General features: G+C 52.7%; 22 protein-coding genes, 6 tRNA genes and 1 other RNA gene. 19 read left to right on the forward strand and 10 right to left on the reverse strand.

Annotated features, from left to right (window positions below):
- Nucleotides 1-6 precede the first annotated feature (6 nt).
- Both cysW and DCH402_RS05035 read left to right on the forward strand, forming a co-directional pair.
- Complete coding sequence (gene cysW, locus DCH402_RS05030; RefSeq protein WP_081642129.1) at nucleotides 7-891, forward strand: sulfate ABC transporter permease subunit CysW; 885 nt, start codon at nucleotides 7-9, stop codon at nucleotides 889-891.
- A complete protein-coding gene (locus DCH402_RS05035; RefSeq protein ID WP_040000135.1) occupies nucleotides 881-1,873 on the forward strand; it encodes a sulfate/molybdate ABC transporter ATP-binding protein in 993 nt (330 codons plus the stop codon). The genes cysW and DCH402_RS05035 overlap by 11 nt, the downstream gene beginning before the upstream one ends.
- Before the next feature lie 560 nt (nucleotides 1,874-2,433).
- On the opposite strand, the gene DCH402_RS21080 is transcribed toward DCH402_RS05035, so the two are convergent.
- The 5 genes from DCH402_RS21080 to DCH402_RS05055 all read right to left on the reverse strand — a co-directional run bounded on the left by DCH402_RS21080 (nucleotide 2,434) and on the right by DCH402_RS05055 (nucleotide 3,003).
- Nucleotides 2,434-2,558: non-coding RNA, RtT sRNA (locus DCH402_RS21080), on the reverse strand.
- A gap of 46 nt (nucleotides 2,559-2,604) precedes the next feature.
- Nucleotides 2,605-2,680 (reverse strand) — tRNA-Lys (locus DCH402_RS05040).
- A gap of 7 nt (nucleotides 2,681-2,687) precedes the next feature.
- Nucleotides 2,688-2,763: transfer RNA gene (locus DCH402_RS05045), tRNA-Val, on the reverse strand.
- 43 nt (nucleotides 2,764-2,806) lie between these two features.
- Nucleotides 2,807-2,882: transfer RNA gene (locus DCH402_RS05050), tRNA-Val, on the reverse strand.
- 45 nt (nucleotides 2,883-2,927) lie between these two features.
- A tRNA-Val gene (locus tag DCH402_RS05055) sits at nucleotides 2,928-3,003 on the reverse strand.
- Between the two features lie 318 nt (nucleotides 3,004-3,321).
- Between DCH402_RS05055 and gltX the strand changes: the two genes are divergently transcribed.
- Nucleotides 3,322-4,737 (forward strand): glutamate--tRNA ligase, encoded by a 1,416-nt coding sequence (gene gltX / locus DCH402_RS05060; protein ID WP_040000137.1) that lies wholly within the window; start codon nucleotides 3,322-3,324, stop codon nucleotides 4,735-4,737.
- Nucleotides 4,738-4,856: 119 nt separating this feature from the next.
- On the opposite strand, the gene DCH402_RS05065 is transcribed toward gltX, so the two are convergent.
- Nucleotides 4,857-6,125, reverse strand: a complete 1,269-nt coding sequence (locus tag DCH402_RS05065; protein WP_040000139.1) for an O-acetylhomoserine aminocarboxypropyltransferase/cysteine synthase family protein — start codon at nucleotides 6,123-6,125, stop codon at nucleotides 4,857-4,859.
- Between the two features lie 270 nt (nucleotides 6,126-6,395).
- Between DCH402_RS05065 and DCH402_RS05070 the strand changes: the two genes are divergently transcribed.
- Nucleotides 6,396-6,471, forward strand: a tRNA-Ala gene (locus tag DCH402_RS05070).
- 47 nt (nucleotides 6,472-6,518) lie between these two features.
- Nucleotides 6,519-6,594: transfer RNA gene (locus DCH402_RS05075), tRNA-Ala, on the forward strand.
- Nucleotides 6,595-6,716: 122 nt separating this feature from the next.
- On the opposite strand, the gene ung is transcribed toward DCH402_RS05075, so the two are convergent.
- Entirely contained in the window at nucleotides 6,717-7,403 is a 687-nt protein-coding gene (ung, locus tag DCH402_RS05080) for a uracil-DNA glycosylase (protein ID WP_040000140.1), read from the reverse strand.
- A gap of 420 nt (nucleotides 7,404-7,823) precedes the next feature.
- Between ung and grcA the strand changes: the two genes are divergently transcribed.
- Nucleotides 7,824-8,207, forward strand: coding sequence for an autonomous glycyl radical cofactor GrcA (gene grcA / locus DCH402_RS05085; RefSeq protein ID WP_012768808.1), 384 nt, complete (start codon nucleotides 7,824-7,826; stop codon nucleotides 8,205-8,207).
- 117 nt (nucleotides 8,208-8,324) lie between these two features.
- On the opposite strand, the gene srmB is transcribed toward grcA, so the two are convergent.
- Nucleotides 8,325-9,677 carry an ATP-dependent RNA helicase SrmB gene (gene srmB, locus DCH402_RS05090; protein ID WP_040000143.1) on the reverse strand — a complete coding sequence of 451 codons (1,353 nt, stop codon included), beginning with the start codon at nucleotides 9,675-9,677 and terminating at the stop codon, nucleotides 8,325-8,327.
- A gap of 135 nt (nucleotides 9,678-9,812) precedes the next feature.
- Between srmB and trmN the strand changes: the two genes are divergently transcribed.
- Nucleotides 9,813-10,574, forward strand: a complete 762-nt coding sequence (gene trmN / locus DCH402_RS05095) for a tRNA(1)(Val) (adenine(37)-N(6))-methyltransferase TrmN (RefSeq protein ID WP_040000145.1) — start codon at nucleotides 9,813-9,815, stop codon at nucleotides 10,572-10,574.
- A 97-nt stretch (nucleotides 10,575-10,671) separates the two neighbouring features.
- Here trmN and nadB read toward each other — a convergent pair whose 3' ends face one another.
- A complete protein-coding gene (gene nadB / locus DCH402_RS05100) occupies nucleotides 10,672-12,276 on the reverse strand; it encodes an L-aspartate oxidase (RefSeq protein ID WP_411431452.1) in 1,605 nt (534 codons plus the stop codon).
- A gap of 352 nt (nucleotides 12,277-12,628) precedes the next feature.
- On the opposite strand from nadB, the gene rpoE reads away from it, so the two are divergent.
- From rpoE to acpS, 11 genes are all read left to right on the forward strand, one after another.
- Nucleotides 12,629-13,204 carry an RNA polymerase sigma factor RpoE gene (rpoE, locus tag DCH402_RS05105; RefSeq protein ID WP_012768812.1) on the forward strand — a complete coding sequence of 192 codons (576 nt, stop codon included), beginning with the start codon at nucleotides 12,629-12,631 and terminating at the stop codon, nucleotides 13,202-13,204.
- 49 nt (nucleotides 13,205-13,253) lie between these two features.
- Nucleotides 13,254-13,919, forward strand: coding sequence for an anti-sigma-E factor RseA (rseA, locus tag DCH402_RS05110; protein ID WP_040000147.1), 666 nt, complete (start codon nucleotides 13,254-13,256; stop codon nucleotides 13,917-13,919).
- Nucleotides 13,919-14,869 carry a sigma-E factor regulatory protein RseB gene (gene rseB, locus DCH402_RS05115; RefSeq protein WP_040000150.1) on the forward strand — a complete coding sequence of 317 codons (951 nt, stop codon included), beginning with the start codon at nucleotides 13,919-13,921 and terminating at the stop codon, nucleotides 14,867-14,869. Before rseA ends, rseB begins: the two co-directional genes overlap by 1 nt.
- Nucleotides 14,866-15,336 (forward strand): SoxR-reducing system protein RseC, encoded by a 471-nt coding sequence (gene rseC, locus DCH402_RS05120; protein WP_040000151.1) that lies wholly within the window; start codon nucleotides 14,866-14,868, stop codon nucleotides 15,334-15,336. Before rseB ends, rseC begins: the two co-directional genes overlap by 4 nt.
- Nucleotides 15,337-15,595: 259 nt before the next feature.
- A complete protein-coding gene (gene lepA / locus DCH402_RS05125; RefSeq protein WP_040000152.1) occupies nucleotides 15,596-17,395 on the forward strand; it encodes a translation elongation factor 4 in 1,800 nt (599 codons plus the stop codon).
- 15 nt (nucleotides 17,396-17,410) lie between these two features.
- Nucleotides 17,411-18,379, forward strand: a complete 969-nt coding sequence (lepB, locus tag DCH402_RS05130) for a signal peptidase I (protein WP_040000155.1) — start codon at nucleotides 17,411-17,413, stop codon at nucleotides 18,377-18,379.
- A gap of 182 nt (nucleotides 18,380-18,561) precedes the next feature.
- Nucleotides 18,562-19,242: a ribonuclease III gene (gene rnc / locus DCH402_RS05135; protein ID WP_012768818.1), complete on the forward strand. Its 681-nt coding sequence runs from the start codon at nucleotides 18,562-18,564 to the stop codon at nucleotides 19,240-19,242.
- A complete protein-coding gene (era, locus tag DCH402_RS05140) occupies nucleotides 19,239-20,144 on the forward strand; it encodes a GTPase Era (protein ID WP_027711277.1) in 906 nt (301 codons plus the stop codon). The genes rnc and era overlap by 4 nt, the downstream gene beginning before the upstream one ends.
- Before the next feature lie 11 nt (nucleotides 20,145-20,155).
- Nucleotides 20,156-20,890 (forward strand): DNA repair protein RecO, encoded by a 735-nt coding sequence (gene recO / locus DCH402_RS05145; RefSeq protein ID WP_012768820.1) that lies wholly within the window; start codon nucleotides 20,156-20,158, stop codon nucleotides 20,888-20,890.
- A gap of 71 nt (nucleotides 20,891-20,961) precedes the next feature.
- On the forward strand, nucleotides 20,962-21,693 hold the full coding sequence (pdxJ, locus tag DCH402_RS05150; protein ID WP_040000158.1) for a pyridoxine 5'-phosphate synthase: 732 nt from the start codon (nucleotides 20,962-20,964) through the stop codon (nucleotides 21,691-21,693).
- Entirely contained in the window at nucleotides 21,693-22,073 is a 381-nt protein-coding gene (gene acpS / locus DCH402_RS05155; RefSeq protein ID WP_033576840.1) for a holo-ACP synthase, read from the forward strand. Before pdxJ ends, acpS begins: the two co-directional genes overlap by 1 nt.
- Nucleotides 22,074-22,100: 27 nt before the next feature.
- On the opposite strand, the gene DCH402_RS05160 is transcribed toward acpS, so the two are convergent.
- Entirely contained in the window at nucleotides 22,101-22,361 is a 261-nt protein-coding gene (locus DCH402_RS05160) for a YfhL family 4Fe-4S dicluster ferredoxin (protein WP_040000160.1), read from the reverse strand.
- 344 nt (nucleotides 22,362-22,705) lie between these two features.
- Here DCH402_RS05160 and pdeH point away from each other — a divergent pair, with 344 nt between their 5' ends.
- A complete protein-coding gene (gene pdeH / locus DCH402_RS05165) occupies nucleotides 22,706-23,497 on the forward strand; it encodes a cyclic-guanylate-specific phosphodiesterase (RefSeq protein ID WP_071604670.1) in 792 nt (263 codons plus the stop codon).
- Nucleotides 23,498-23,519 lie beyond the last annotated feature (22 nt).

A 23,519-nucleotide genomic window follows, 5' to 3' on the forward strand; every position in this document is an offset into this window, starting at 1 on the left:
ATGAGTATGGATCACAGTATTTCTGCGTCTGTGACGGAGCGTCCGCTCGCGGCTAAACGACCAACAACCTTTTATGTGCTGACGACGTTGGCATGGTTGGTGTTCGTGCTGATTCTGGTGTTGCCGTTGGTCATGGTGGTGACGCAGGGGCTGCATAACGGCATGGGCGCGTTCTGGGCGGCGATCAGTGAGCCTGATGCGCTGTCTGCGCTGAGATTGACCCTGCTGGCAACGGTCATTTCGGTGCCGCTGAACATGGTGTTCGGGCTGGCGATAGCCTGGTGCGTGACCAAGTTTGAGTTCAGGGGGAAATCATTGCTGCTGGCATTGCTGGATTTACCCTTTTCAGTATCTCCGGTCGTAACCGGTCTGATGTATGTGCTGCTGTTTGGCGCCCAAAGCAAGTTGTACCCCTTCCTGACCGAGCATAATCTGGAAATCGTCTATGCCGTGCCCGGCATCGTGCTGGCAACGATGTTCGTCACCCTGCCGTATGTGGCGCGTGAACTGATTCCGCTGATGGAGCAGCAGGGGAGCCAGGAAGAGGAAGCCGCCAGATTGCTGGGGGCGAACGGCTGGCAGATGTTCTGGCACATCACCTTGCCGAATGTGAAATGGGCGCTGATTTACGGCGTGGTACTGTGCACCGCCCGCGCGATGGGCGAGTTTGGTGCGGTTTCGGTGGTGTCGGGCCATATTCGCGGCCTGACCAATACGTTACCGCTGCATATCGAGATTCTTTACAACGAGTACAACATCGTTGCGGCGTTTAGCGTGGCGATTTTGCTGCTGGTGATGTCGCTGGTGGTGCTGTTGCTGCGCCAGTGGAGCGAAGCGCATTTGTCGAAACAACAACAGAAACAACAGGAGCTGACCGGTAATGAGCATTGAGGTTCACAACGTTAATAAACAGTTTGGTCAGTTCCAGGCGCTTAATCAGATCAATTTATCGATTCAAAGTGGCGAGCTGGTGGCGCTGCTGGGGCCGTCTGGCTGTGGTAAAACCACACTGCTGCGTATTATCGCCGGCCTGGAGAAACCGGATAGCGGGAATATCGTCTTCCACGGCGAAGACGTCTCAGGGCACGATGTGCGCGATCGTAACGTCGGTTTCGTCTTCCAGCACTACGCATTATTTCGCCATATGACGGTATTCGATAACATCGCGTTCGGTTTGCGTATGAAGCCTAAGGCAATACGGCCGTCGAAGCGTGATATCGAAGCAAAAGTGCGTGAAATGCTAAACATGGTGCAACTGGAATGGCTGGCGGATCGTTACCCGGAACAGCTTTCTGGTGGTCAGCGTCAGCGTATTGCACTGGCGCGGGCGCTGATTGTCGAGCCGCGTATTTTGCTGTTAGACGAACCTTTCGGCGCACTTGACGCCAAAGTGCGTAAAGAGTTGCGGCGCTGGCTGTCTCGTCTGCACGAAGAGATCAACCTGACATCGGTATTTGTCACCCATGATCAGGAAGAAGCGATGGAAGTGGCCGATCGCATCGTGCTGATGAACAAAGGCGTGATTGAGCAGATTGGCACCCCTGATGACGTGTATAACCGTCCGACCACCGAGTTTGTTTACAATTTCCTCGGGGATAGCAATCGGCTGAAACTGGCGGGGCATGAGCAGATAATTCAGTTCCGTCCGCACGAAGTGGCGTTGTCGAAACACAAGCAAGCTGACTTCCAGCCGGTGGTGGTTAAAGATATTCGCCCGCTGGGGGCGCTGACACGGCTGGTGCTGAAAGTGGATGGCAATAATGAACTGATTGAAGCGGAAGTCGCGCATGACGATGCGGTACTGACTGACTTAAATCGCGGCGATGTCGTGCAATTCAAGCCCAAGCATTATAACTACGACTGGGAAATCTGAGTATAAAAAACGCCCTGCAGGGCTGAGGGATCCCCAGAAAATCGTCAATACACCATGATGATGTTTTGGTAAGCCCTCGCCATATCGGCATAAACCCTGTCGGGGTTTACGCCCGACAGTATTCCCGGTGAAAGAGAAGCGCTGCGAGTCAGTGCGACGGTCACATCAAGCAACGCGTTTTTGCGATACCAATGGATAACGTTCAGGGACTTACTTAAGAATGTGTGGCAAAGTTAAGAAGCAGGCATAGCGGCGTGACCTTACTTTTTGGTTGAACACTAAGTAGATCACAACCTTCTATGCCTGTCTTCATTAATGGGGAGCCGTCAGCCCGGCAGGGCATTTTTCAGATCAATGAGTCAATTAACGGTAGTCTTCGTTGGAAACCACGGAGTAGCGATCGTGGTCCTGCAACATGGAAGGGAAATAAAACGCTTCCCCTTCCAATCCCCACTCGGTTGCTTAATCAGCCGGGCAAACTCAACAATGAGACGTACAAGGCTTATTTACGCGATAATGCATGTAGAAAGTCTAATAATGTTCAGGGAATTTTGGATAATTGGTGGGTCGTGCAGGATGACTCGGCCAGCGGCCTCGCCCTTCGGGCCAGCGCGATGCGCTGTTGCCTCGCTACACTCGACTCGAACCTGAGCGCAGGTTCTCACCTGCACAACATCGTGTGCGTATGAATCATCAGAGTGAATAATCGAGTATGGTGACTTCTTTAGCGGTGGTGGGTCGTGCAGGATTCGAACCTGCGACCAATTGATTAAAAGTCAACTGCTCTACCGACTGAGCTAACGACCCGCAGAAGTGGTGGGTGATGACGGGATCGAACCGCCGACCCCCTCCTTGTAAGGGAGGTGCTCTCCCAGCTGAGCTAATCACCCACTTCTGTACTTCATTATTGCAAGAAGACAGCTGGTATGAGATTGGTGGGTGATGACGGGATCGAACCGCCGACCCCCTCCTTGTAAGGGAGGTGCTCTCCCAGCTGAGCTAATCACCCAATCTCAATTCTTCTTGCTTTACACAACGCGGCACTCTGAAAGAGTGGTGGGTGATGACGGGATCGAACCGCCGACCCCCTCCTTGTAAGGGAGGTGCTCTCCCAGCTGAGCTAATCACCCCCGCTGTGTGGAGTCGCATTATAGGGATACTTGACTATGAGTCAACGCTTTTTAAAACGAAAATAGTCGTTCGTTGTAAAATTAGTCGATATGCCGTATTTCTGGGCGTTATCGTTGAATCCCTGCGCATTTTAGCGGGAAGAGACTGGCTTCGACACGGTTATGGCGTTGAGGAATCGGGGGGGAGTGATAGAATATTGCCCACTTTAAGCAGGCTGTGCCCCGCGCTGACAGCGCGCACCCTTGATGGCGGGGCGTAGTCCGGAATCCTGGTTGGTGTTAACCGACCGTTGCCGTCTAATTAAGGCCGTAATCCCAATGAAAATCAAAACCCGCTTTGCGCCCAGCCCGACTGGTTATCTTCATGTTGGCGGTGCCCGCACCGCACTGTATTCCTGGTTGTTTGCCCGCCACCATGGCGGTGAATTTGTTTTGCGTATTGAAGATACCGATCTGGAGCGTTCGACCAAAGAGGCGATTGACGCCATTATGGACGGCATGAACTGGTTAAATCTGGACTGGGACGAAGGCCCGTACTACCAGACCAAACGTTTTGACCGTTATAACGCAGTCATTGATCAGATGCTGGAAAACGGCACGGCCTACAAATGTTATTGTTCTAAAGAGCGTCTGGAAGCGCTGCGTGAGCAGCAAATGGCTACTGGTGACAAGCCGCGCTATGACGGCTGCTGCCGCGATTCTCATGAACACCATGCTGATGATGAACCGCATGTGGTGCGTTTTCGCAACCCCCAGGATGGTTCTGTTATCTTTGATGACCGTATTCGCGGGCCGATTGAATTCAGCAACCTTGAGCTCGATGATCTGATCATCCGCCGTACCGACGGCTCACCGACCTATAACTTCTGTGTGGTGATCGACGACTGGGATATGGGCATCACCCACGTTATTCGCGGTGAAGATCATATCAACAACACGCCGCGCCAGATTAACATTCTCAAGGCGCTGGGCGCTCCGGTGCCGGAATACGCACATGTTTCCATGATTCTGGGCGATGACGGCAAAAAGCTGTCCAAACGTCATGGCGCGGTGGGGGTGATGCAGTATCGCGATGACGGCTACTTGCCGGAAGCGTTGCTCAATTATCTGGTACGTCTGGGATGGGCAAACGGCGATCAGGAAATCTTCTCTATTGATGAAATGAAGCAGTTGTTCTCGCTGGATGCCGTCAGCAAGTCCGCCAGTGCGTTCAATACTGAAAAACTGCAGTGGCTGAACCACCACTACATTAACCATCTGCCGCCGGAATATGTGGCGACTCACCTGTCCTGGCATATCGAACAGGCGGGCATTGATACCCGCACCGGCCCGCAGTTGAGCGAACTGGTGACGTTGCTGGGCGAACGTTGCAAGACGTTGAAAGAGATTGCCGAGTCCTGCCGCTACTTCTATGAAGAGTTCGCCGAGTTTGATGCCGATGCGGCGAAGAAACACTTGCGCCCGGTGGCGCGTCAGCCGCTGGAGTTGGTGCGCAGCAAGTTGGCCGCCATCACTGACTGGACGCCGGAAAATATTCACCATGCCATTCAGGGCACGGCCGATGAATTGCAGCAAGGAATGGGTAAAGTCGGGATGCCGCTGCGAGTGGCGGTGACCGGTGCCGGTCAGTCTCCGGGCGTGGATGTGACGGTACATGCTATCGGCCAGTCGCGTACGCTGGCACGCATTGATCGGGCGCTGGTCTTTATCGCTGAGCGTGAAGCGCAGCAATAAGCATCCGGTGTGAGATCGTGGATAAAGCCCTGGTTTACCAGGGCTTTTTGCTGTGGGGTAATCCCCATTTCGGCGGGAAGCAATCATGGCGATTAATCGTTTAGCCCGCACTCTGAGCATCAGTTATTGAGCGCTTGTTCCAGATCATCCAGCAAATCCTCTATCGCCTCGATACCCACTGACAAGCGAATCATTTCTGATTTAACACCGGCTTTTGCCTGTTCTTCCGGCGTCATCTGGCGGTGAGTCGTCGAGGCAGGATGGCACGCCAACGATTTGGCATCGCCAATATTGACCAGTCGTTTGAAAATTCGCAGAGCATCATAGAACCGCACGCCGGCTTCGTAACCGTCTTTGAGGCCGAACGACAGAATGGCGGACGGCGTACCTTTCATGTATTTCTGCGCCAGTGCGTAATGTGGATGATCCGGCAGTCCGGCATAGCTAACCCATTCCACCTTGGGATGAGCGCGCAGATATTCCGCTACTTTTAGGGCGTTTTCCACATGGCGTTCCATGCGCAAGGCGAGCGTTTCCAATCCCTGCAACAATAAAAAAGCGTTCATGGGCGACAGCGCTGAGCCGGTATTACGTAGCGGGACGGTTCTGGCTCGGGCGATAAAAGCGGCAGGACCAAATGTCTCGGTATAAACCACGCCATGATAAGCCGGTTCAGGGCGATTCAGGCCCGGAAACTTTTCAGAATATTGTGACCAGGGGAATGTGCCGGCATCGACAATCACGCCGCCCAGCGAGTTACCATGGCCGCCGACGTATTTGGTGATCGAATGTACTACGATGTCGGCGCCGAATGAGATTGGCTTGCACAGTACGGGAGAGGCTACGGTGTTATCCACTATGAGCGGCACGCCATGCTGGTGGGAAACCTGTGCCAGCGCTTCAATATCGACGATGTTGCCAGCAGGATTGCCGATACTCTCGCAGTAGACCAGCCGGGTTTTATCATCAATCAGTTTTTCGATGGCTTCAGGCGAGTCATCACTGGCAAAACGCACTTCAACGCCGAAGCTCGGCAACATATGGGCAAACAACGTATAGGTACCGCCATATAACTGCGGTGTCGAGACGATATTATCGCCTTGCCGGGTAAGGGTTTGAATCGCATAGGTAATAGCAGCACTACCGGCGGAAACGACCAATCCTGCAATACCACCCTCGAGCGCCGCCAGGCGTTGTTCCAGTACATCGTTGGTAGGATTCATGATTCGCGTATAGATATTACCTGGAACGGCGAGGTTGAACAGATCGGCGCCGTGTTGCGCATTATCGAATTCGAACGCGACATTTTGATAAATCGGCACGGCTACGGCTTTAGTGACCGGGTCGGAAGTAAAACCGTGGTGCAGAGCCAGTGTGGCGTCTTTCATGTTTGGAAAACTCCGGTAGATGAAATAATGACGCATTGTTAAGGTTTTTGTGAAAAGTAAGAAAAACTTTTTTGTCATAAGCTAATAGCAAACAGGCTTGATTTGCAGTGGTTTTTGCACCGACGAGAACGCCCGATTGGCTGTAAGGCGCGATTCCTGCGCTACGTTGACGGCTTTTTCAGCGGTTGATCGGATAAATGGATTTTGGCGTTGACAGGGGTAGGGGCGTTGCATATCATGCGACCCGTTCACACGATGCAGTGTCGATATGGGGCTATAGCTCAGCTGGGAGAGCGCTTGCATGGCATGCAAGAGGTCAGCGGTTCGATCCCGCTTAGCTCCACCAAATCTTACTCCCAATCAGGTTTGGTTATCGAAGGCATCATCTGGTGTGGGGCTATAGCTCAGCTGGGAGAGCGCTTGCATGGCATGCAAGAGGTCAGCGGTTCGATCCCGCTTAGCTCCACCAATTCTCTGATTTTTTCCTTCCTGTTTTATCTATCTGATTACTAAATGTTTTGTATTTATTTACACCTTATTGACGTTCGTGGTTATTGCCTCTGACCAGCAAAGGCAATGACGAGCGCTTTATTATGAATTTTCCGGCAGGCGAGGCGTCCAGTCGATAGGCGTATCACCTTGTTGCTCCAGCAACTGATTGGTTCTGGAAAAATGATGGCACCCCAAAAAGCCGCGGTGGGCAGAGAGCGGTGAAGGATGGGGCGCTTTCAGCACATGATGCCGTTGCGTATCGATAATGCTGCCTTTTTTCTGCGCGTGTGAGCCCCACAACAGGAACACAACCCCTTCCCGGTGCGCGTTTAACTTTTCTATCACCTTATCGGTGAAGGTTTCCCAGCCCAGATTGGCGTGTGAATGCGCCTTACCCGCTTCTACCGTCAATACCGTATTCAGCAGCATTACGCCTTGCTGTGCCCAGCTTTGCAGGTAACCGTGTGTGGGAATGCTGAACCCGGGAATATCGTTGGCCAGCTCCTTATAAATATTGACCAGAGAAGGGGGCGCCGGCACGCCTGGGCGCACCGAAAATGAGAGCCCATGCGCCTGGTTGGGGCCGTGGTACGGATCCTGTCCCAGAATCACCACCTTGACGGCGTGAAATTCGGTAAAACGAAAGGCATTGAATACATCTTTCTGTGGCGGATAGATGACCTTGCCAGCCTCGCGCTCCTGGTGAACAAATGACAACGTATTGACGAAATAGGGTTGCTCTTTCTCTTGGGCCAGCATGTCGTGCCAGGTTAGGGAAGTGGTCATGGGAAGGCTCTTTGGTTAATCAGGTAAATATTCAATCGGGTAAATGGCGTCAATCCAGGAATCGAGTCTGGCCTGATTGATCGATTCTGAGGATTAAGCTTACCGTCAAACGCGCCGGAGGGAAAACTATTCGCCGTTTGCTGTTGCCTTTGGGCGATTCTTTGTTGGTTTTTTTAAATTTTACAAAAAAAGTTTTATCACTGGGTTTGATGTAAATTGATATAAAACAATTAATTATAAAATCCATGTCGGATTGCGCCTGATTTAAATTGATTTGAATCAAGGTATGCCCTGTGCGGGGCTGGTATACAGGTAGCCAGATTCGGTTGATTGGGTACTGGCGTTAATACCGCTGGCGACTTGTTATCAACCGTGGAATTTTGTATTCGGTTCAATAGACGCCGCTTTACGGAGGCAATAATGGTTACAGGTATTCAGATCACCAAAGCAAATAACAATGCCCTGGTTAACTCTTTCTGGTTGCTGGATGAAGAGAAATCTCAGGCGCGTTGTGTCTGTGCCAAATCGGATTTCAATGAAGATCAAATCGTTGCTATCAGCGAGCTGGGGCAGTTCGAATATCGCGAAGTACCGCTGGAAATCAAACCGGAAGTCCGTGTTGAAGGTGGCCAGCATCTGAATGTTAACGTATTGCGTCGTGAAACGCTGGAAGATGCGGTTAAAAACCCGGAAAAATATCCGCAGCTGACCATTCGTGTATCGGGTTATGCCGTGCGTTTCAACTCGCTGACGCCTGAACAGCAGCGTGATGTGATCGCTCGTACATTTACCGAAAGCCTGTAAGTGCGCCGGTAACGTAGCGATTTACTTGAGTCATGCCGGTCACGTAATGTGGCCGGCATTGTTTTTTGGGGAGCCATGCGGCTCCCTGTCAGGTTTAGATCTGCGCAACAGATTTTGTCAGCCGTTATCCACCGGCTTTTCTTTCGTCTGTTCAGCCGGGGTTTGGGCACTGGGTTGACGGCGTTTACCGATATTTTTGCTGTCGCGGTGACGCACTTTGACCTTCACCTTCTGCTTTTCTTTCTCTTTTTCTTTCTGCTCTTTGCGCTTAGCCAGCACTTTTTTCGATGGCTTACCGTTAGATTTGGGACTTGGCGCGCGGGTACTCGGGCGTAATTCATCGACGACGCGCGCTTTCAATGGCTCGTTGAGATAACGGCCGACCTTTTCAAGCAGCAGATAGTCATGCGCCTCTACCAGCGAGATAGCGCAGCCTTTACGGCCCGCCCGCCCGGTACGCCCGATGCGATGCAGATAAACGTCGGAAGTACGAGGTAAATCGAAGTTGAACACGTGGCTGACGTCCTGAATATCCAGCCCGCGTGCGGCGACATCTGTAGCAACCAGCACTTTCACCCGGCCTTCGCTCAACCGTTTGATGGCTTCGTTGCGTTTAGCCTGCACCATTTCTCCTTCCAGGTAACAGGATTCGATGCCGGCAGAGCGCAACCAGTCTACCAGTTCATGCACCCGCTCGCGTTTGCGCACGAACACGATCGAACGGGTCACGTCCGGCTGTTTAAGCAGGTGGCTGAGTAGCGCTGTTTTGTGCTGAATGTCGTCAGCGCGATAGTACCATTGCAGAATTTTTTTACGCTCACGCCGCGACGGCTCGGCTTCTACTTTGATCGGGTCATTCAGCAGGCGTTCGGCAAAATCCTGAATAGCATCGCCTTCCAGCGTTGCGGAGAACAGCATGGTTTGCTTGCGCCAGCGGGTTTCACCGGCAATATGCTCGATGTCCTGAGCGAACCCCATGTCCAGCATGCGGTCTGCTTCATCCAGAATCAGGGTTTCTACTGCGCGACAGTCAAAATTCTCTTCTTTGATGTATTGCAACAGACGGCCGGTAGTGGCGACGACCACATCCTGATTTTCACTAAATACTTCGGCGTGATTCATATAAGCCACGCCGCCGGTGATGGTCGCAATATCCAGATGGGTATGCGCGGCCAGCGCCCGAGCCTGATCCGCTACCTGCATCGCCAGTTCCCGGGTCGGTGTCAGAATCAGAATCCGCGGCGGACCGGATTTTTTACGTGGGAAATCCAGCAGGTGCTGTAAAACCGGCAGCAGATAGGCTGCGGTTTTACCGGTTCCGGTCGGTGCGGAGCCCAGTACATCCCGCCCTTCCATTGCCGGGGGAATGGCCTCGGCCTGAATAGCGGTCGGGCGGCTGAAGCCCATGTCGCGCAGGGCGTCAAGCAGGCTGTCATCAAGATCAAACTCGGAAAAATTGGTCGCAGTCATGGTCTACCTCTGTTCGGGGCGCTGATTATAGACGCATTGGCGGGGTTGTTCATCTGTTTAAGCGGTATTCGCTACTTTTCCCAGGTGAATGTTTCTCCTATGCTAACCGCAGTTTGGCAACGACACGGCATAGTAATGACCTTTCAGCAGCATACACCGGCTTTGCGTACCGGCGGATTTACTTTTAAACAGTTTTTTGTGGCGCATGACCGCTGCGCGATGAAAGTGGGCACCGACGGCGTGTTGCTGGGCGCATGGGCACCGTTGCGTGAGGAAACGCGGATACTTGATATCGGTTGCGGTTCCGGCCTGCTGGGCTTGATGCTGGCGCAACGCAGCGGTGGGCGGTTTCCCATTGATGGTGTCGAATTGGACGCCGCCGCCAGCGCTCAGGCGGCGGACAATGCGGCGGCGTCGCCCTGGACTGACTGCATCCGGATTTATCAGGCGGATATTGTTGGCTATGCCCAGACCGCGACACGGCGTTACTCTCTTATCGTGAGTAATCCACCGTATTTTTCCCCTGGTGTTGATTGCGCTTCTGTACAGCGCGCGCAGGCGCGTTACACCACGACCCTGACGCACGACGCGTTATTGGATTGCGCCGGTCGGTTGCTTGAAGCTGATGGGCGATTTTGCGTGGTATTGCCGGCGGTGTCGGCGGATGATTTTTTGGCGCTGGCGCAACGGTCGGCGTGGTGTGCTGATATCCGAGTCGATGTAGCGGACAGTGCGCGTCGGCCGGTCAATCGGGTGCTGCTGTCACTGCGGCGTGGAGGCGAATCGGAGATGAACGCGGTAGCGCTGAGTCGAACGTCGTTAATCATCCGTGATGATGATCGACAATATTCGTCATCTTTTCAGGCTTTGACGCGGGATTTTTACTTGTCGATGTGAAAGGGGATGCAGGAAGGGAAACTTGATCCTGAGAAGCCCGTTTTTGCGCAGTAGGTGGGGTGTTGTGGGGCTGCCGGGGGAAACCCGGCAGGCGTGATCAGGGATGAAGAATGGTGGGATGTGCGTTTTCCGAACGTTGTGGATAATCGAGCGTATAGTGCAAGCCGCGGCTCTCTTTACGTTCCAGCGCACAGCGCACAATCAGTTCCGCTACCTGCACCAGATTACGCAGCTCCAGCAGATTGTTGGAGAGGCGGAAGTGGACATAATACTCATGAATTTCCTGCTGAAGTAGCGTGATGCGCCGCAACGCACGCTCCAGCCTTTTGGTGGTGCGTACAATGCCGACGTAATCCCACATAAATAGCCGCAACTCGTGCCAGTTATGCTGAATCACGACCCGTTCATCTGAGTTTTCTACCTGACTTTCATCCCAACGAGGCAGTGATTCCACCCGTGTTTTTTCAGGGAGATGTTGCAGAATGTCCTCGGCGGCTGACCAGCCATACACCAGACACTCCAGCAATGAGTTGGACGCCATGCGGTTTGCACCGTGTAAGCCGGTGTAACTGACTTCACCAATCGCATACAGACCATCAAGGTCGGTGCGCCCTTGCTGGTCAACCACCACGCCGCCGCAGGTGTAATGCGCCGCGGGAACGACGGGGATCGGTTCCCGGGTCAGGTCAATCCCCAGCGACAGCAGCTTCTCGTAAATAGTCGGGAAGTGCTGTGTAATAAAATCCGCCGGTTTATGGCTGATATCCAGATACATACAATCAACGCCCAACCGTTTCATTTCGTGATCGATAGCCCGGGCGACAATATCCCGCGGTGCCAGTTCCGCCCGTTTATCAAAGTCAGGCATGAAACGGCTGCCGTCCGGCCGCGTTAACCAGGCCCCTTCGCCGCGCAGCGCTTCCGTCAGCAAAAAATTGCGTGCCTGCGGATGATAAAGGCAAGTGGGATGGAACTGATTGAACTCCATATTGGCTACCCGGCAGCCTGCACGCCAGGCCATGGCGATGCCGTCACCGGAGGAAATGTCGGGGTTGGTGGTGTACTGGTAAACCTTGGCGGCGCCGCCGGTGGCGAGTACAACCGCTTTAGCGCTGCACGATTCGACATGTTCTTTTTCGCGGTTCCAGAGGTACGCGCCGACGACCCGTTTGTGGCCCGGTAAACCGAGCTTGCTGGAGGTGATCAAATCGACGGCGTTGCAGCGTTCCAGCAAAACAATGTTGGGGTGCTGTCTTGCCTGGCTGACCAGAGTGGTTTCCACTGCCTTGCCCGTGGCGTCTGCTGCATGCAGGATGCGACGATGACTGTGACCGCCTTCGCGCGTGAGATGGTAGCGGGGTTCGCCGTGCGGTGCGGTTTCGGTATCAAATAACACACCTTGATCGATCAGCCATTGCACGCAATGACGCGCGTTACGGGCAATAAACGATACCGCTTCCCTATCGCATAACCCATCGCCGGCAATCAGGGTATCGTTGATGTGGGCGTCGATGCTGTCGGTTTCATCGAATACGGCGGCGATGCCACCCTGAGCGTAAAAGGTCGCACTTTCAGCGAGCGGCCCTTTGCTCAGCACCATCACTCGGGCATGAGGAGCCAGGCGTAACGCCAGTGATAACCCGGCGGCGCCGCTGCCGATAATCAGCACATCGCAATCGTAGTCTGTAACGGAAGACATCATGGTCGTTGTTTAATTTATAAAACGGTATTTTTGAATCTAGCACATTATTTATCTTAAATGCATTTAAATGTTTAGCGAATTAAACACTGCGGCTGGTGAATGATGGATCGGGGTGCCAGCGACGGGCTTTTGACGTATGATTTCTCCGTTAGTGAGGGAGCGTGGTGAGAATAAAACCCCACAGAGCGGCACGGCGACATGCAACGCGTATCCGAAAGATGCAAAAAGCGTCATGTAGCGGAACTTTATGACATAAAAAGACTCCAAGCCGGTGCTTGCTCGATTTCAAATATATGGCTGGCAGTACGTGACTTAGGCGTGGTGACACGGTTTTGGGGAGACATGATCTCGGATGAGCGAGCAGTTAGCGGATCAGGTGCTGGTTGAACGGGTCCAGAAAGGCGACAGAAAGGCGTTTAATTTACTGGTCGTTCGTTATCAGCATAAAGTGGCGAGTCTGGTATCGCGTTACGTTCCTGCCGGGGATGTACCCGATGTGGTGCAGGAGTCGTTTATCAAAGCCTATCGCGCGCTGGAATCGTTTCGTGGCGAGAGTGCCTTTTACACCTGGCTATATCGTATTGCCGTGAACACGGCGAAGAATTATCTGGTGGCTCAGGGGCGGCGTCCCCCTTCCAGTGATGTGGACGCCAATGACGCAGAAAATTACGAAAATGCCAGTGCGTTGAAAGAAATATCGAACCCTGAGAATTTAATGTTGTCTGAGGAGTTACGACGGATCGTTTTCCAGACTATCGAGTCATTGCCCGAAGATTTGCGACTGGCGATTACGCTGCGTGAACTGGATGGGCTGAGTTATGAGGAAATTGCCGACATCATGGATTGCCCGGTCGGTACTGTTCGCTCGCGCATATTCCGCGCACGGGAAGCGATTGATAATAAAGTGCAACCGCTTATTCAGCGTTAGCTTGTTCTTAACGTTACTCATGACGGGTTTGACAAGGTAAGGTGAAGTTATGCAGAAAGAAGAACTTTCCGCTTTAATGGACGGTGAAGCAGTAGACAATGCGTTGCTGAGCACCTTGTCCAAAGACGACGAGCTGCAGCAAAGCTGGCAGCGTTACCATCTGGTACGTGACGCGCTGCGGGGCGACGTTAGTGAAACGTTGATGCACGTTGATGTCGCTGCACGCGTGGCAGCCGCTCTCGAACAGGAACCCGTGCAGTTCAAGGCGCAGGTGGTGCCGGAGTCTCAGCCGCATCCTCGTTCCTGGCAGGCTTTGCCGTTCTGGCATAAAGTTCGTCCGCTCGCCAGTCATCTGACGCAAATTGGTGTGGCCGCGTGCGTTTCGCTGGCAGTGATTGTTGGTGTTCAGCACTACCAGCAAAGCAACGTGGTGAGCGACAATATGGCCGAAGCGACGCCGGCGCTGAGTACTTTGCCGGTGATGGGCGGTTCGGCGTCCCCGGTTAGCCTGAGTGTGCCGGCTGAGAACAGCGCAGTGCACACCGGGCAGCGTCAGATGCAGGCGCAACATGAACGCATTAATGCGTTGCTGCAGGATTATGAATTGCAGCGCCGCGTGCATTCCGATCAGCTCCAGTTGCAGCCGCAAGGGAGCCAGCAGCAGGCCGCCGTACAGGTGCCCGGTACTCAGTCATTAGGAATTCAACCGCAGTAATGAAGCGCTCCTGGTTTGCCGCATGTGTATTGCTGGGCAGCCTGTCTTATTCCTCTCTCGCCCCGGCAAGCGATTCCGGGGCGTTGTTGCAGCAGATGAGCAGCGCCAGCCGGTCATTGAACTATGAAATTTACTACATCAGTGTTTCCCGGCAGGGCATTGAATCGTTACGTTACCGTCATACGGTGCAAAATGGCGAAACACGGGCTGAACTTATTCATCTGGACGGTCCGAAGCGTGAAGTCATTCAGCGCGGCGGCGATGTCAGCTATTTCGAGGCTGATGCCGAACCGTTCACCTTGTCGGGTGATCACATTGTCGATTCGTTGCCTGCGCTGATTTTTGCCAATATCGAGCGGCTTTCCTCTTATTACGATTTTATCCCTACCGGTCGTATCCGCCTGGCTGATCGTCAGGGCGATGTGGTGAGAATCGTTTCCCGGGATGGGACGCGTTTTAGCTATATCATTTGCCTTGATGCGGAGTCGCGCTTGCCGTTACGGGTTGATCTGCTCGATCAAAACGGCGAGTTATTGGAACAGTTCCGGGCTATTTCCGTTACGGTAGATAAAAATGTGCAGTTGGACATGAAGCCGTTGGATAAAGTCAGCCAGCCGCCGTCGCTCAGTATTCCCTCGACTTCTCACGCCGATTTTAACTGGATGCCGGAATGGTTGCCCGTCGGCGTGCAAGAAGTATCACGTAGCCAGCGGCAACTGCCGGGAGTGAACGGCCTGGCGGAATCGCGGCTATATAGTGATGGATTGTTTAGCTTTTCCGTCAATATCAGCCCGGTGGGTGAAAATCACCCCGACCAGAATGCCTCGCTGGGTCGCAGGACTATTCATACCGAAGTACGGGATAACCGTGAAATCACCGTGATTGGCGAATTACCGTTGGCAACGGCCAAGCGTATCGCCGATAACGTGCTTTTCAAGGCGCAGCCATGATTAAAGAATGGGCAACGGTAGTGTCGTGGCAGGCCGGGGTAGCGGTGTTACATTGTGAACAACGTTCCGGCTGCCAGGGGTGCCAGTCCCGCTCATCATGCGGAACCGGCCTGCTTAACCAAATTGGCGGTGCGGCGACGCATCAACTGACCGTTCCGTATGCGCAACCGCTACTCCCCGGTCAACGGGTGGAAGTCGGTCTGGCGGAATCGAGCCTGTTGCGTTCGGCGATGCTGGTTTACCTGTTGCCGTTACTGGGGCTGATGCTGGGAGCCGCCTTGATGCAATACTGGCTGAACAGCGAACCGGCAACCGTGGCGGGAGCATTTGCTGGTGTGGCGCTGAGTTTCGCCGTAGTGAAGCGTTTATCAGCAAAAATCGGCAATAATCAACGTTATCAGCCGGTCATTCTGCTGGTTTCGTTGCCGGAAAATCTGTTGCGAACCGATATGACGCCCGAGCGTTGAAAGGCAGCCAGCCAGCGGGGAGGCTGCCTGTTATCGGTTTGATTTTTTCTTTTAATGACTTTTTACCTCTGCTTTCATCTTCTCATCCATAACCTTGCCATAATCAAAGAATTGATTCGATGCGCCATGACTAGGTTTTCCACCGTATGGCATGTAGAATGCTGCGATTCAGGTATATGACAGTAGCTATGGCTGTCATCACATTGCGCATGCCGTTCGGCAAGAATTTCAGAAATACCAAGGTAGAAAAACTTTTATAATGAAGCATATACGAAATTTCTCCATTATTGCTCACATCGACCACGGTAAGTCGACGCTCTCTGATCGCATCATCCAAATTTGTGGTGGCTTGTCCGAACGTGAAATGGAGGCGCAAGTGCTGGACTCCATGGATCTGGAGCGTGAGCGTGGTATCACCATCAAGGCTCAGAGCGTGACGCTGGATTACAAGGCTTCCGACGGCCAGACTTACCAACTGAACTTTATCGATACCCCCGGACATGTCGACTTCTCCTATGAGGTTTCCCGCTCTCTGGCTGCCTGTGAAGGGGCATTGCTGGTAGTGGATGCCGGGCAAGGGGTTGAAGCACAGACGCTGGCTAACTGCTACACCGCGATTGAAATGGATCTGGAAGTGGTGCCGGTTCTGAACAAGATTGACCTGCCGGCTGCCGATCCTGATCGCGTTAGCCAGGAAATCGAAGACATCGTGGGTATTGATGCGACCGACGCAGTGCGCTGCTCCGCGAAAACCGGTGTCGGCGTACCGGATGTGCTGGAACGTCTGGTGCGCGATATCCCACCGCCGGAAGGGGATCCGGAAGCGCCGTTGCAGGCGCTGATCATTGACTCCTGGTTTGATAACTATCTGGGCGTGGTGTCATTGATCCGTATTAAAAACGGTACGTTGCGCAAAGGCGATAAAGTCAAAGTCATGAGCACCGGTCAGGTGTATAACGCTGAGCGTCTGGGTATTTTCACCCCCAAACAGGTGGACCGCGATGCGTTGCAGTGCGGTGAGGTCGGCTGGTTAGTGTGTGCGATTAAAGACATTTTGGGCGCACCGGTAGGCGATACTCTGACGCTGGCGCGTAAGTCCGCCGAAACGCCGTTGCCGGGCTTTAAAAAGGTCAAACCGCAGGTCTATGCTGGCCTGTTCCCAATCAGTTCCGACGACTATGAAGCCTTCCGCGATGCGCTGGGCAAACTCAGCCTGAACGATGCGTCGCTGTTTTACGAACCGGAAAGCTCTACCGCGCTGGGCTTTGGTTTCCGCTGTGGTTTCCTGGGGCTGTTGCACATGGAGATCATTCAGGAGCGCCTGGAGCGTGAATACGATCTTGACCTGATCACCACGGCGCCGACGGTTGTCTACGAGGTGAAAACCACCAGCAACGAAGTCATCTATGTCGACAGCCCGTCCAAACTGCCGCCGGTCAATAACATCGAAGAATTGCGTGAGCCGATTGCCGAATGTCACATGCTGTTGCCGCAGGAATATCTGGGTAATGTGATTACCTTGTGCGTGGAAAAACGCGGCGTGCAGACCAATATGGTTTATCACGGCAATCAGGTGGCGCTGACCTATGACATTCCGATGGCGGAAGTGGTGCTCGACTTCTTCGATCGCCTTAAATCCACCTCGCGCGGTTATGCCTCGCTGGATTACGGTTTCAAACGTTTCCAGGCATCGGACATGGTGCGTGTGGACGTGCTGATTAACGGTGAACGCGTGGATGCGTTGGCGTTGATCACCCACCGGGATAACTCGATGTACCGCGGTCGCGAGCTGGTGGAAAAAATGAAAGATCTGATCCCGCGTCAGCAGTTCGATATCGCGATTCAGGCAGCGATCGGCAACCATATTATTGCCCGTTCCACCGTAAAACAGCTGCGCAAGAACGTTCTGGCGAAATGTTATGGTGGCGACGTCAGCCGTAAGAAGAAACTGCTGCAGAAACAGAAGGAAGGGAAAAAACGCATGAAGCAGGTAGGGAATGTCGAGCTGCCGCAGGAAGCGTTTTTGGCCATTCTGCATGTCGGAAAAGAAAGCAAATAACCCTGAGGAGTTGGCATGGCCAATATGTTTGCCCTGATTTTGGCATTGGCGACGCTGGTGACCGGTGTAGTCTGGTGTCTGGAGCGGTTTAAATGGGCGCCGGCGCGGCGTGCCAAGATTTCTGCGCTGAGCCAGCAGATTAATGGTGCTGTCGACGAGAAAACGCTGGCGAACAGCATCAAACAGCCGGGGTGGATTGAAACGTTCGCGTCTGTTTTCCCGGTGCTGGCACTGGTGTTTGTCGTGCGTTCATTCATTTTTGAACCGTTTCAGATTCCTTCCGGTTCAATGATGCCGACGTTGCTGATCGGGGATTTCATTCTGGTCGAAAAGTTTGCTTATGGCATCAAAGATCCGATAACGCAAACGACTCTGATTGAAACAGGGCATCCAAAGCGTGGCGATATTGCGGTATTCAAGTACCCGGAGAATCCACGGCTGGACTACATCAAACGTGTTGTGGGGCTGCCGGGCGATCGTGTGAGTTATGACCCTATCGCTAAGCAGGTCACGATTCAGCCGGGGTGCGGCGACAAGCCGAGTTGCAGTAGCGCTTTGCCGGTGACTTACAGCAATGTCGAGCCCAGCGATTTTGTGCAGACGTTCAGCGGGAGTGGCCGCGAGATGACCAGTGGTTTTTATCAGATTCCGGTTGGCCAGAAAAGCGAAGGTATTCGCATGGCGATCCGCAAGGAAACGCTGGGCGACGTGACGCATAGCATTCTTGCAGTACCCGGCGCTCAGGATCAACTGGGGCTTTACTATCAGCAAGTCCGTCAGTCGCTGGGAAATTGGGTGGTGCCGGCCGGTCATTACTTCATGATGGGGGATAACCGCGATAACAGCGCCGACAGCCGTTACTGGGGATTCGTTCCGGAGCGGAATTTGGTAGGTAAGGCAACGGCCATCTGGATGAGTTTTGAAAAACAGGAAGGTGAATGGCCTACCGGCGTGCGTTTAAGCCGCATTGGCGGTATTCATTAATCGAATGTAAATAAACTCGCAGCATATTTGCGACTTCCGTTGTAGAATATTTCTGAATAATAAATGCTGGCTCCCGGGCGGGAGCCACTGCAAACGAAACAGTTTTGACTTAATTCAGTGGCAAGGCAGGGCTGTTCCGTATGCTGTTGTTTAAAAAGGCATTATAGATCTATTGGTAACACATGAACCCCATCCTGATAAATCGTTTACAAAAAAAGCTGGGCTATACTTTCCAACAATATGACCTTTTATTACAGGCGCTGACTCACCGGAGCGCCAGTAGTAAACATAACGAACGGCTGGAGTTCCTGGGGGATTCCATCTTAAGTTTCGTTATCGCCAATGCGTTGTATCATCGCTTTCCTCGTGTGGATGAAGGCGATATGAGCCGGATGCGTGCAACTCTGGTACGCGGCAATACGCTGGCGGAAATTGCCCGTGAGTTTGAACTGGGCGAATGCCTACGCCTTGGTCCCGGCGAATTGAAAAGCGGCGGCTTTCGCCGAGAGTCGATTCTGGCGGATACTGTAGAAGCCTTGATTGGCGGTGTATTTCTGGACAGTAACATCCAGACCGTCGAGCGCTTGATTCTGAGCTGGTATCAGACTCGTCTGGATGAGATAAGCCCAGGCGACAAACAAAAAGATCCGAAAACCCGCCTGCAAGAGTTCCTGCAGGGACGTCACTTACCACTGCCAACCTATCTGGTGGTGCAGGTACGTGGCGAGGCGCACGATCAGGAATTTACCATTCATTGCCAGGTCAGCGGGTTTAGCGAGCCGGTAGTGGGTACTGGGTCAAGTCGTCGCAAGGCCGAGCAGGCTGCGGCGGAGCAGGCCCTGAAAAAACTGGAGCTTGAATGAGCGAAGAACAGACCTACTGCGGCTTTGTCGCTATTGTTGGCCGACCAAACGTCGGTAAATCCACGTTGCTGAACCAGTTGCTGGGGCAGAAGATATCCATCACTTCTCGCAAGCCGCAAACAACGCGCCACCGCATTATGGGGATCCACACCGAAGGGCCTTATCAGGCTATTTATGTGGATACGCCTGGGTTGCATATTGAAGAAAAGCGCGCCATCAACCGCCTGATGAATCGCGCCGCCAGCAGTTCGATTGGCGACGTGGAGCTGATTATCTTCGTGGTGGAAGGTACTCACTGGACGGATGATGACGAAATGGTGGTGAACAAGCTACGCGAGCAGAAAGCGCCGGTGCTGTTGGCCATCAATAAAGTGGATAACGTGGCGGATAAGACAAAGTTGCTGCCGCATATCCAGATGCTGAGTGAAAAGATGAATTTTCTCGATGTGGTACCGATCTCTGCAGAGAAAGGCACTCATGTCGATACCATTGCGTCGATTGTGCGCAAGCATTTGCCGCAGGCCATTCACCATTTTCCTGAAGACTATATTACCGACCGTTCACAACGCTTCATGGCGTCGGAAATCATTCGCGAAAAACTGATGCGTTTTCTGGGTGAAGAACTGCCGTATTCAGTCACAGTGGAGATTGAGCGTTTTGTGGCTAATGAACGCGGCGGCTATGATATCAATGGCTTGATTCTGGTGGAACGCGAAGGGCAGAAAAAGATGGTGATCGGCAACAAAGGTGCCAAGATTAAAACCATCGGCATTGAAGCGCGTCAGGACATGGAGCAGATGTTTGAGGCTAAAGTTCATCTTGAATTGTGGGTGAAGGTTAAATCCGGCTGGGCAGACGATGAGCGTGCGCTGCGTAGCTTAGGTTATATTGACGATCTGTAAGGCTCGCGCCGATGGAGGGCTGGCAGCGCGCATTTGTCTTGCATGGGCGACCTTATAGCGAAACCAGCCTACTGCTGGATCTATTTTCTGAAGATGAAGGCCGTGTCCGGGTGCTGGCTAAAGGTGCCCGGGCGCGGCGTTCAAGTCTAAAAGGCGCTCTCCAACCGTTTACGCCGTTGCTGGTAAGGTGGGGGGGGCGAGGTGAAGTTAAAACGTTGCGTAACGCAGAACCCGTCTCTCTGGCGTTACCGCTGAGCGGTTCATTATTATACAGTGGCTTGTATGTGAACGAGTTGCTGACTCGGGTTCTGGAGCTGGAAACCAATTACTCCGCACTTTTCTTCGATTATCTCCACTGTTTACAGCAATTGGCTGCTGCCAATGGTTCACCAGAGCCGGCGTTACGTCGTTTCGAGCTGGCTTTGCTGGAGCATCTTGGTTATGGCGTAGATTTTCTGCATTGTGCCGGCAGTGGTGAACCTGTTGCCGACACCATGACGTATCGTTACCGTTCGGAAAAGGGTTTTATTGCCAGCCTGGTGGTGGATAATGTCAGCTTTACCGGACGTGAGTTGCAGGCGCTGGCGTCAAGGGAGTTTCCGGACATTGAGACTTTGCGGGCCGCCAAACGCTTCACCCGCATGGCGTTGAAACCTTACCTTGGTGGGAAACCACTGAAAAGTCGGGAGTTATTTCGGCAGTTTATACCCAAACCCTATAAGGTGCCGCCCGATGAAAAGATCTAGAACCGAGCAGGTATCGCCAGGTACGACCGGCGTGTACACTGCGGCGATGACTTATTGTTGAAGGATGGATCATGGCTGAGTTGTTGTTAGGTGTGAATATTGATCACATTGCGACCTTGCGTAATGCGCGTGGTACGGCGTATCCCGATCCGATACAAGCGGCGTTTGTGGCGGAACAGTCTGGAGCTGATGGTATTACGGTACATTTGCGTGAAGATCGACGTCATATTACCGATCGCGATGTCCGTTTGCTGCGTCAGACTATTCAGACTCGCATGAATCTGGAGATGGCGGTAACCGATGAAATGCTGGCGATTGCCTGTGAGTTGAAACCGCACTTTTGTTGTTTGGTGCCGGAGAAACGTCAGGAAGTGACGACGGAAGGCGGGTTGGATGTGGCGGGGCAGCTCTCTCGCATCACGGCGGCGGTGACGCAATTACGTGAAGCGGGGATTCAGGTATCGTTGTTTATTGATGCTGATCGCGCTCAGATTGACGCTGCAGTAGCCAGCGGCGCGCCTTATATTGAAATTCATACCGGTGCTTACGCCGATGCAGAAAACGACGTCGACCGGCAACATGAATTTGAGCGTATCCGTGACGCAGCGACTTATGCCGCTTCTTGTGGCATCAAAGTGAACGCCGGTCATGGGTTGACATACCACAATGTTCTGCCGATCGCCGCATTGCCGGAAATGCATGAACTGAATATCGGTCACGCCATTATCGGGCGCGCAGTGATGAGCGGTCTGGCCTTGGCGGTGGCGGAGATGAAAAACCTGATGCGGGAAGCGCGCCGCTAATGGCGATTTTAGGTCTCGGCACGGATATTGTCGAAATCGCACGTATTGAGGCGATCGTTGGTCGTTCCGGCGATCGCCTTGCTCAGCGTGTGCTTAGCGAGCAGGAATGGAAGCAATATCAGGTCCATTCCCAGCCTATTCGTTTTCTGGCGAAGCGTTTTGCCGTGAAAGAGGCCGCAGCCAAGGCATTTGGAACCGGTATTCGAGACGGCCTGGCGTTTGCTCAGTTTGAAGTACTTAACGATTCACTGGGAAAACCCAGTCTGCGTTTTCTGGCACGCGCCGCCGAACTGGCACAGACCATGGGGGTCAGGCATGTTCATGTGTCACTGGCCGATGAGCGGCACTACGCTTGCGCCACCGTGATTATCGAAGGGTAAGCTGAGTAGCTATAGGCTGAGCCGCTATTACAACTGATCGGCGTGGTGCAACAGGACAAATTTTTCCCACAGCTGATCATGGCTTTCAAGATGATTAGCGTCTTTGAGGATCGTGTTGTCGATGGGGCAGACCTTTTGGCAGGTCGGCGTCTCATAGTGACCGACGCATTCCGTACAGCGTAACGGATCAATTTCGTAGATTTCATCCCCCATTGATATCGCCTGATTGGGGCATTCCGGCTCACACATATCGCAGTTAATGCATTTCGCGGTAATCAGTAGCGCCATGTTTTCTTTCCTTTCATCATTCGGGCGCTGATTATACTCCTCTATGAGCCGGTTACACAGCGCGGTTGCGGATAAACGCTGCAGATGGAGAAGGGATAAAAAAAAGAGTTTATTCGTTTGATTGATAGACTATACGACGAAGACATTAATCACTATTATGCGATTGTAGTGCATAATTTCTCATAGCATTTTGATATAAAAAACAAAAAATCCTATGCAATGTGTCCGTCATATTCGCTTTGTACTGTACTTGCATTACAGTCGGTCTGGGTGAAGATTGTCGAGTCGGATTCGATAAACTCATGTATGCATATGATATACTTTATTCGTAAGCATCTCCTTCAATGGCGGAACATATAGTGCAGCAAAACAGTCACTTTAATCAGCCCGGCTCTGAAGCCTCCATTTCCGGGGAGGTGCAGTTCGCAGATGCTGATTACTGTCACAGCTGCCACAGGCGATACAGATTTCAACCCATTTACCGTACCTCTGGCCGTTTGATGGGAATTGAGTTACTAACAGCTGTTTTTCACCCATCCATGCCGCAGAAGTTCTTATCTCCCGAACACTACTTTGCCCGCCTCAACGTTGCAGAACGCCTGAATATTGTTATCGAGCAGCTACAGCTACTTAACCAGTGGCATGAGCGCTTTGTTCGGGATGGATTACGCGCCTCTGTCAACATTGATGGATTGACCTTGCTGGCTTTGCAGGAAAATAAGCAGGCTAAAAAACTACTGACGACAATGCCGTGGTTGCGTTTCGAACTGGTTGAAAGTCTTGCTGTTTTACCGCACGAGATGTTGGCTGCGTTGCCTGAAGCCAGCCAGCTCTGGCTGGATGATTTCGGTTGCGGCATGGCTAACTTCTCCTCGCTGTCGCTGGTAAAATATGATTGCATCAAGATTGCCCGCGAGCTTTTCATCATGTTGCTTAAAAGCGAAGAGGGCAGAAAGCTGTTTCCATCACTGGTTACGCTGATTGCCACTTACTGCAATGATGTGGTGATTGAAGGGGTTGAAACTGAAGAGGAGTGGAACATTGTCAAACAATCGAACGCTTCCGCAGCGCAAGGGTATTTCTTGTCTCGTCCTCAACCTTTTGAAAATATGGAAGATCTTCGTTATGAATTGTAATTCTTCCTTCCTGGCTTGGCTG

Source organism: Dickeya chrysanthemi NCPPB 402, assembly GCF_000406105.1.
GTDB lineage: Bacteria > Pseudomonadota > Gammaproteobacteria > Enterobacterales > Enterobacteriaceae > Dickeya > Dickeya chrysanthemi.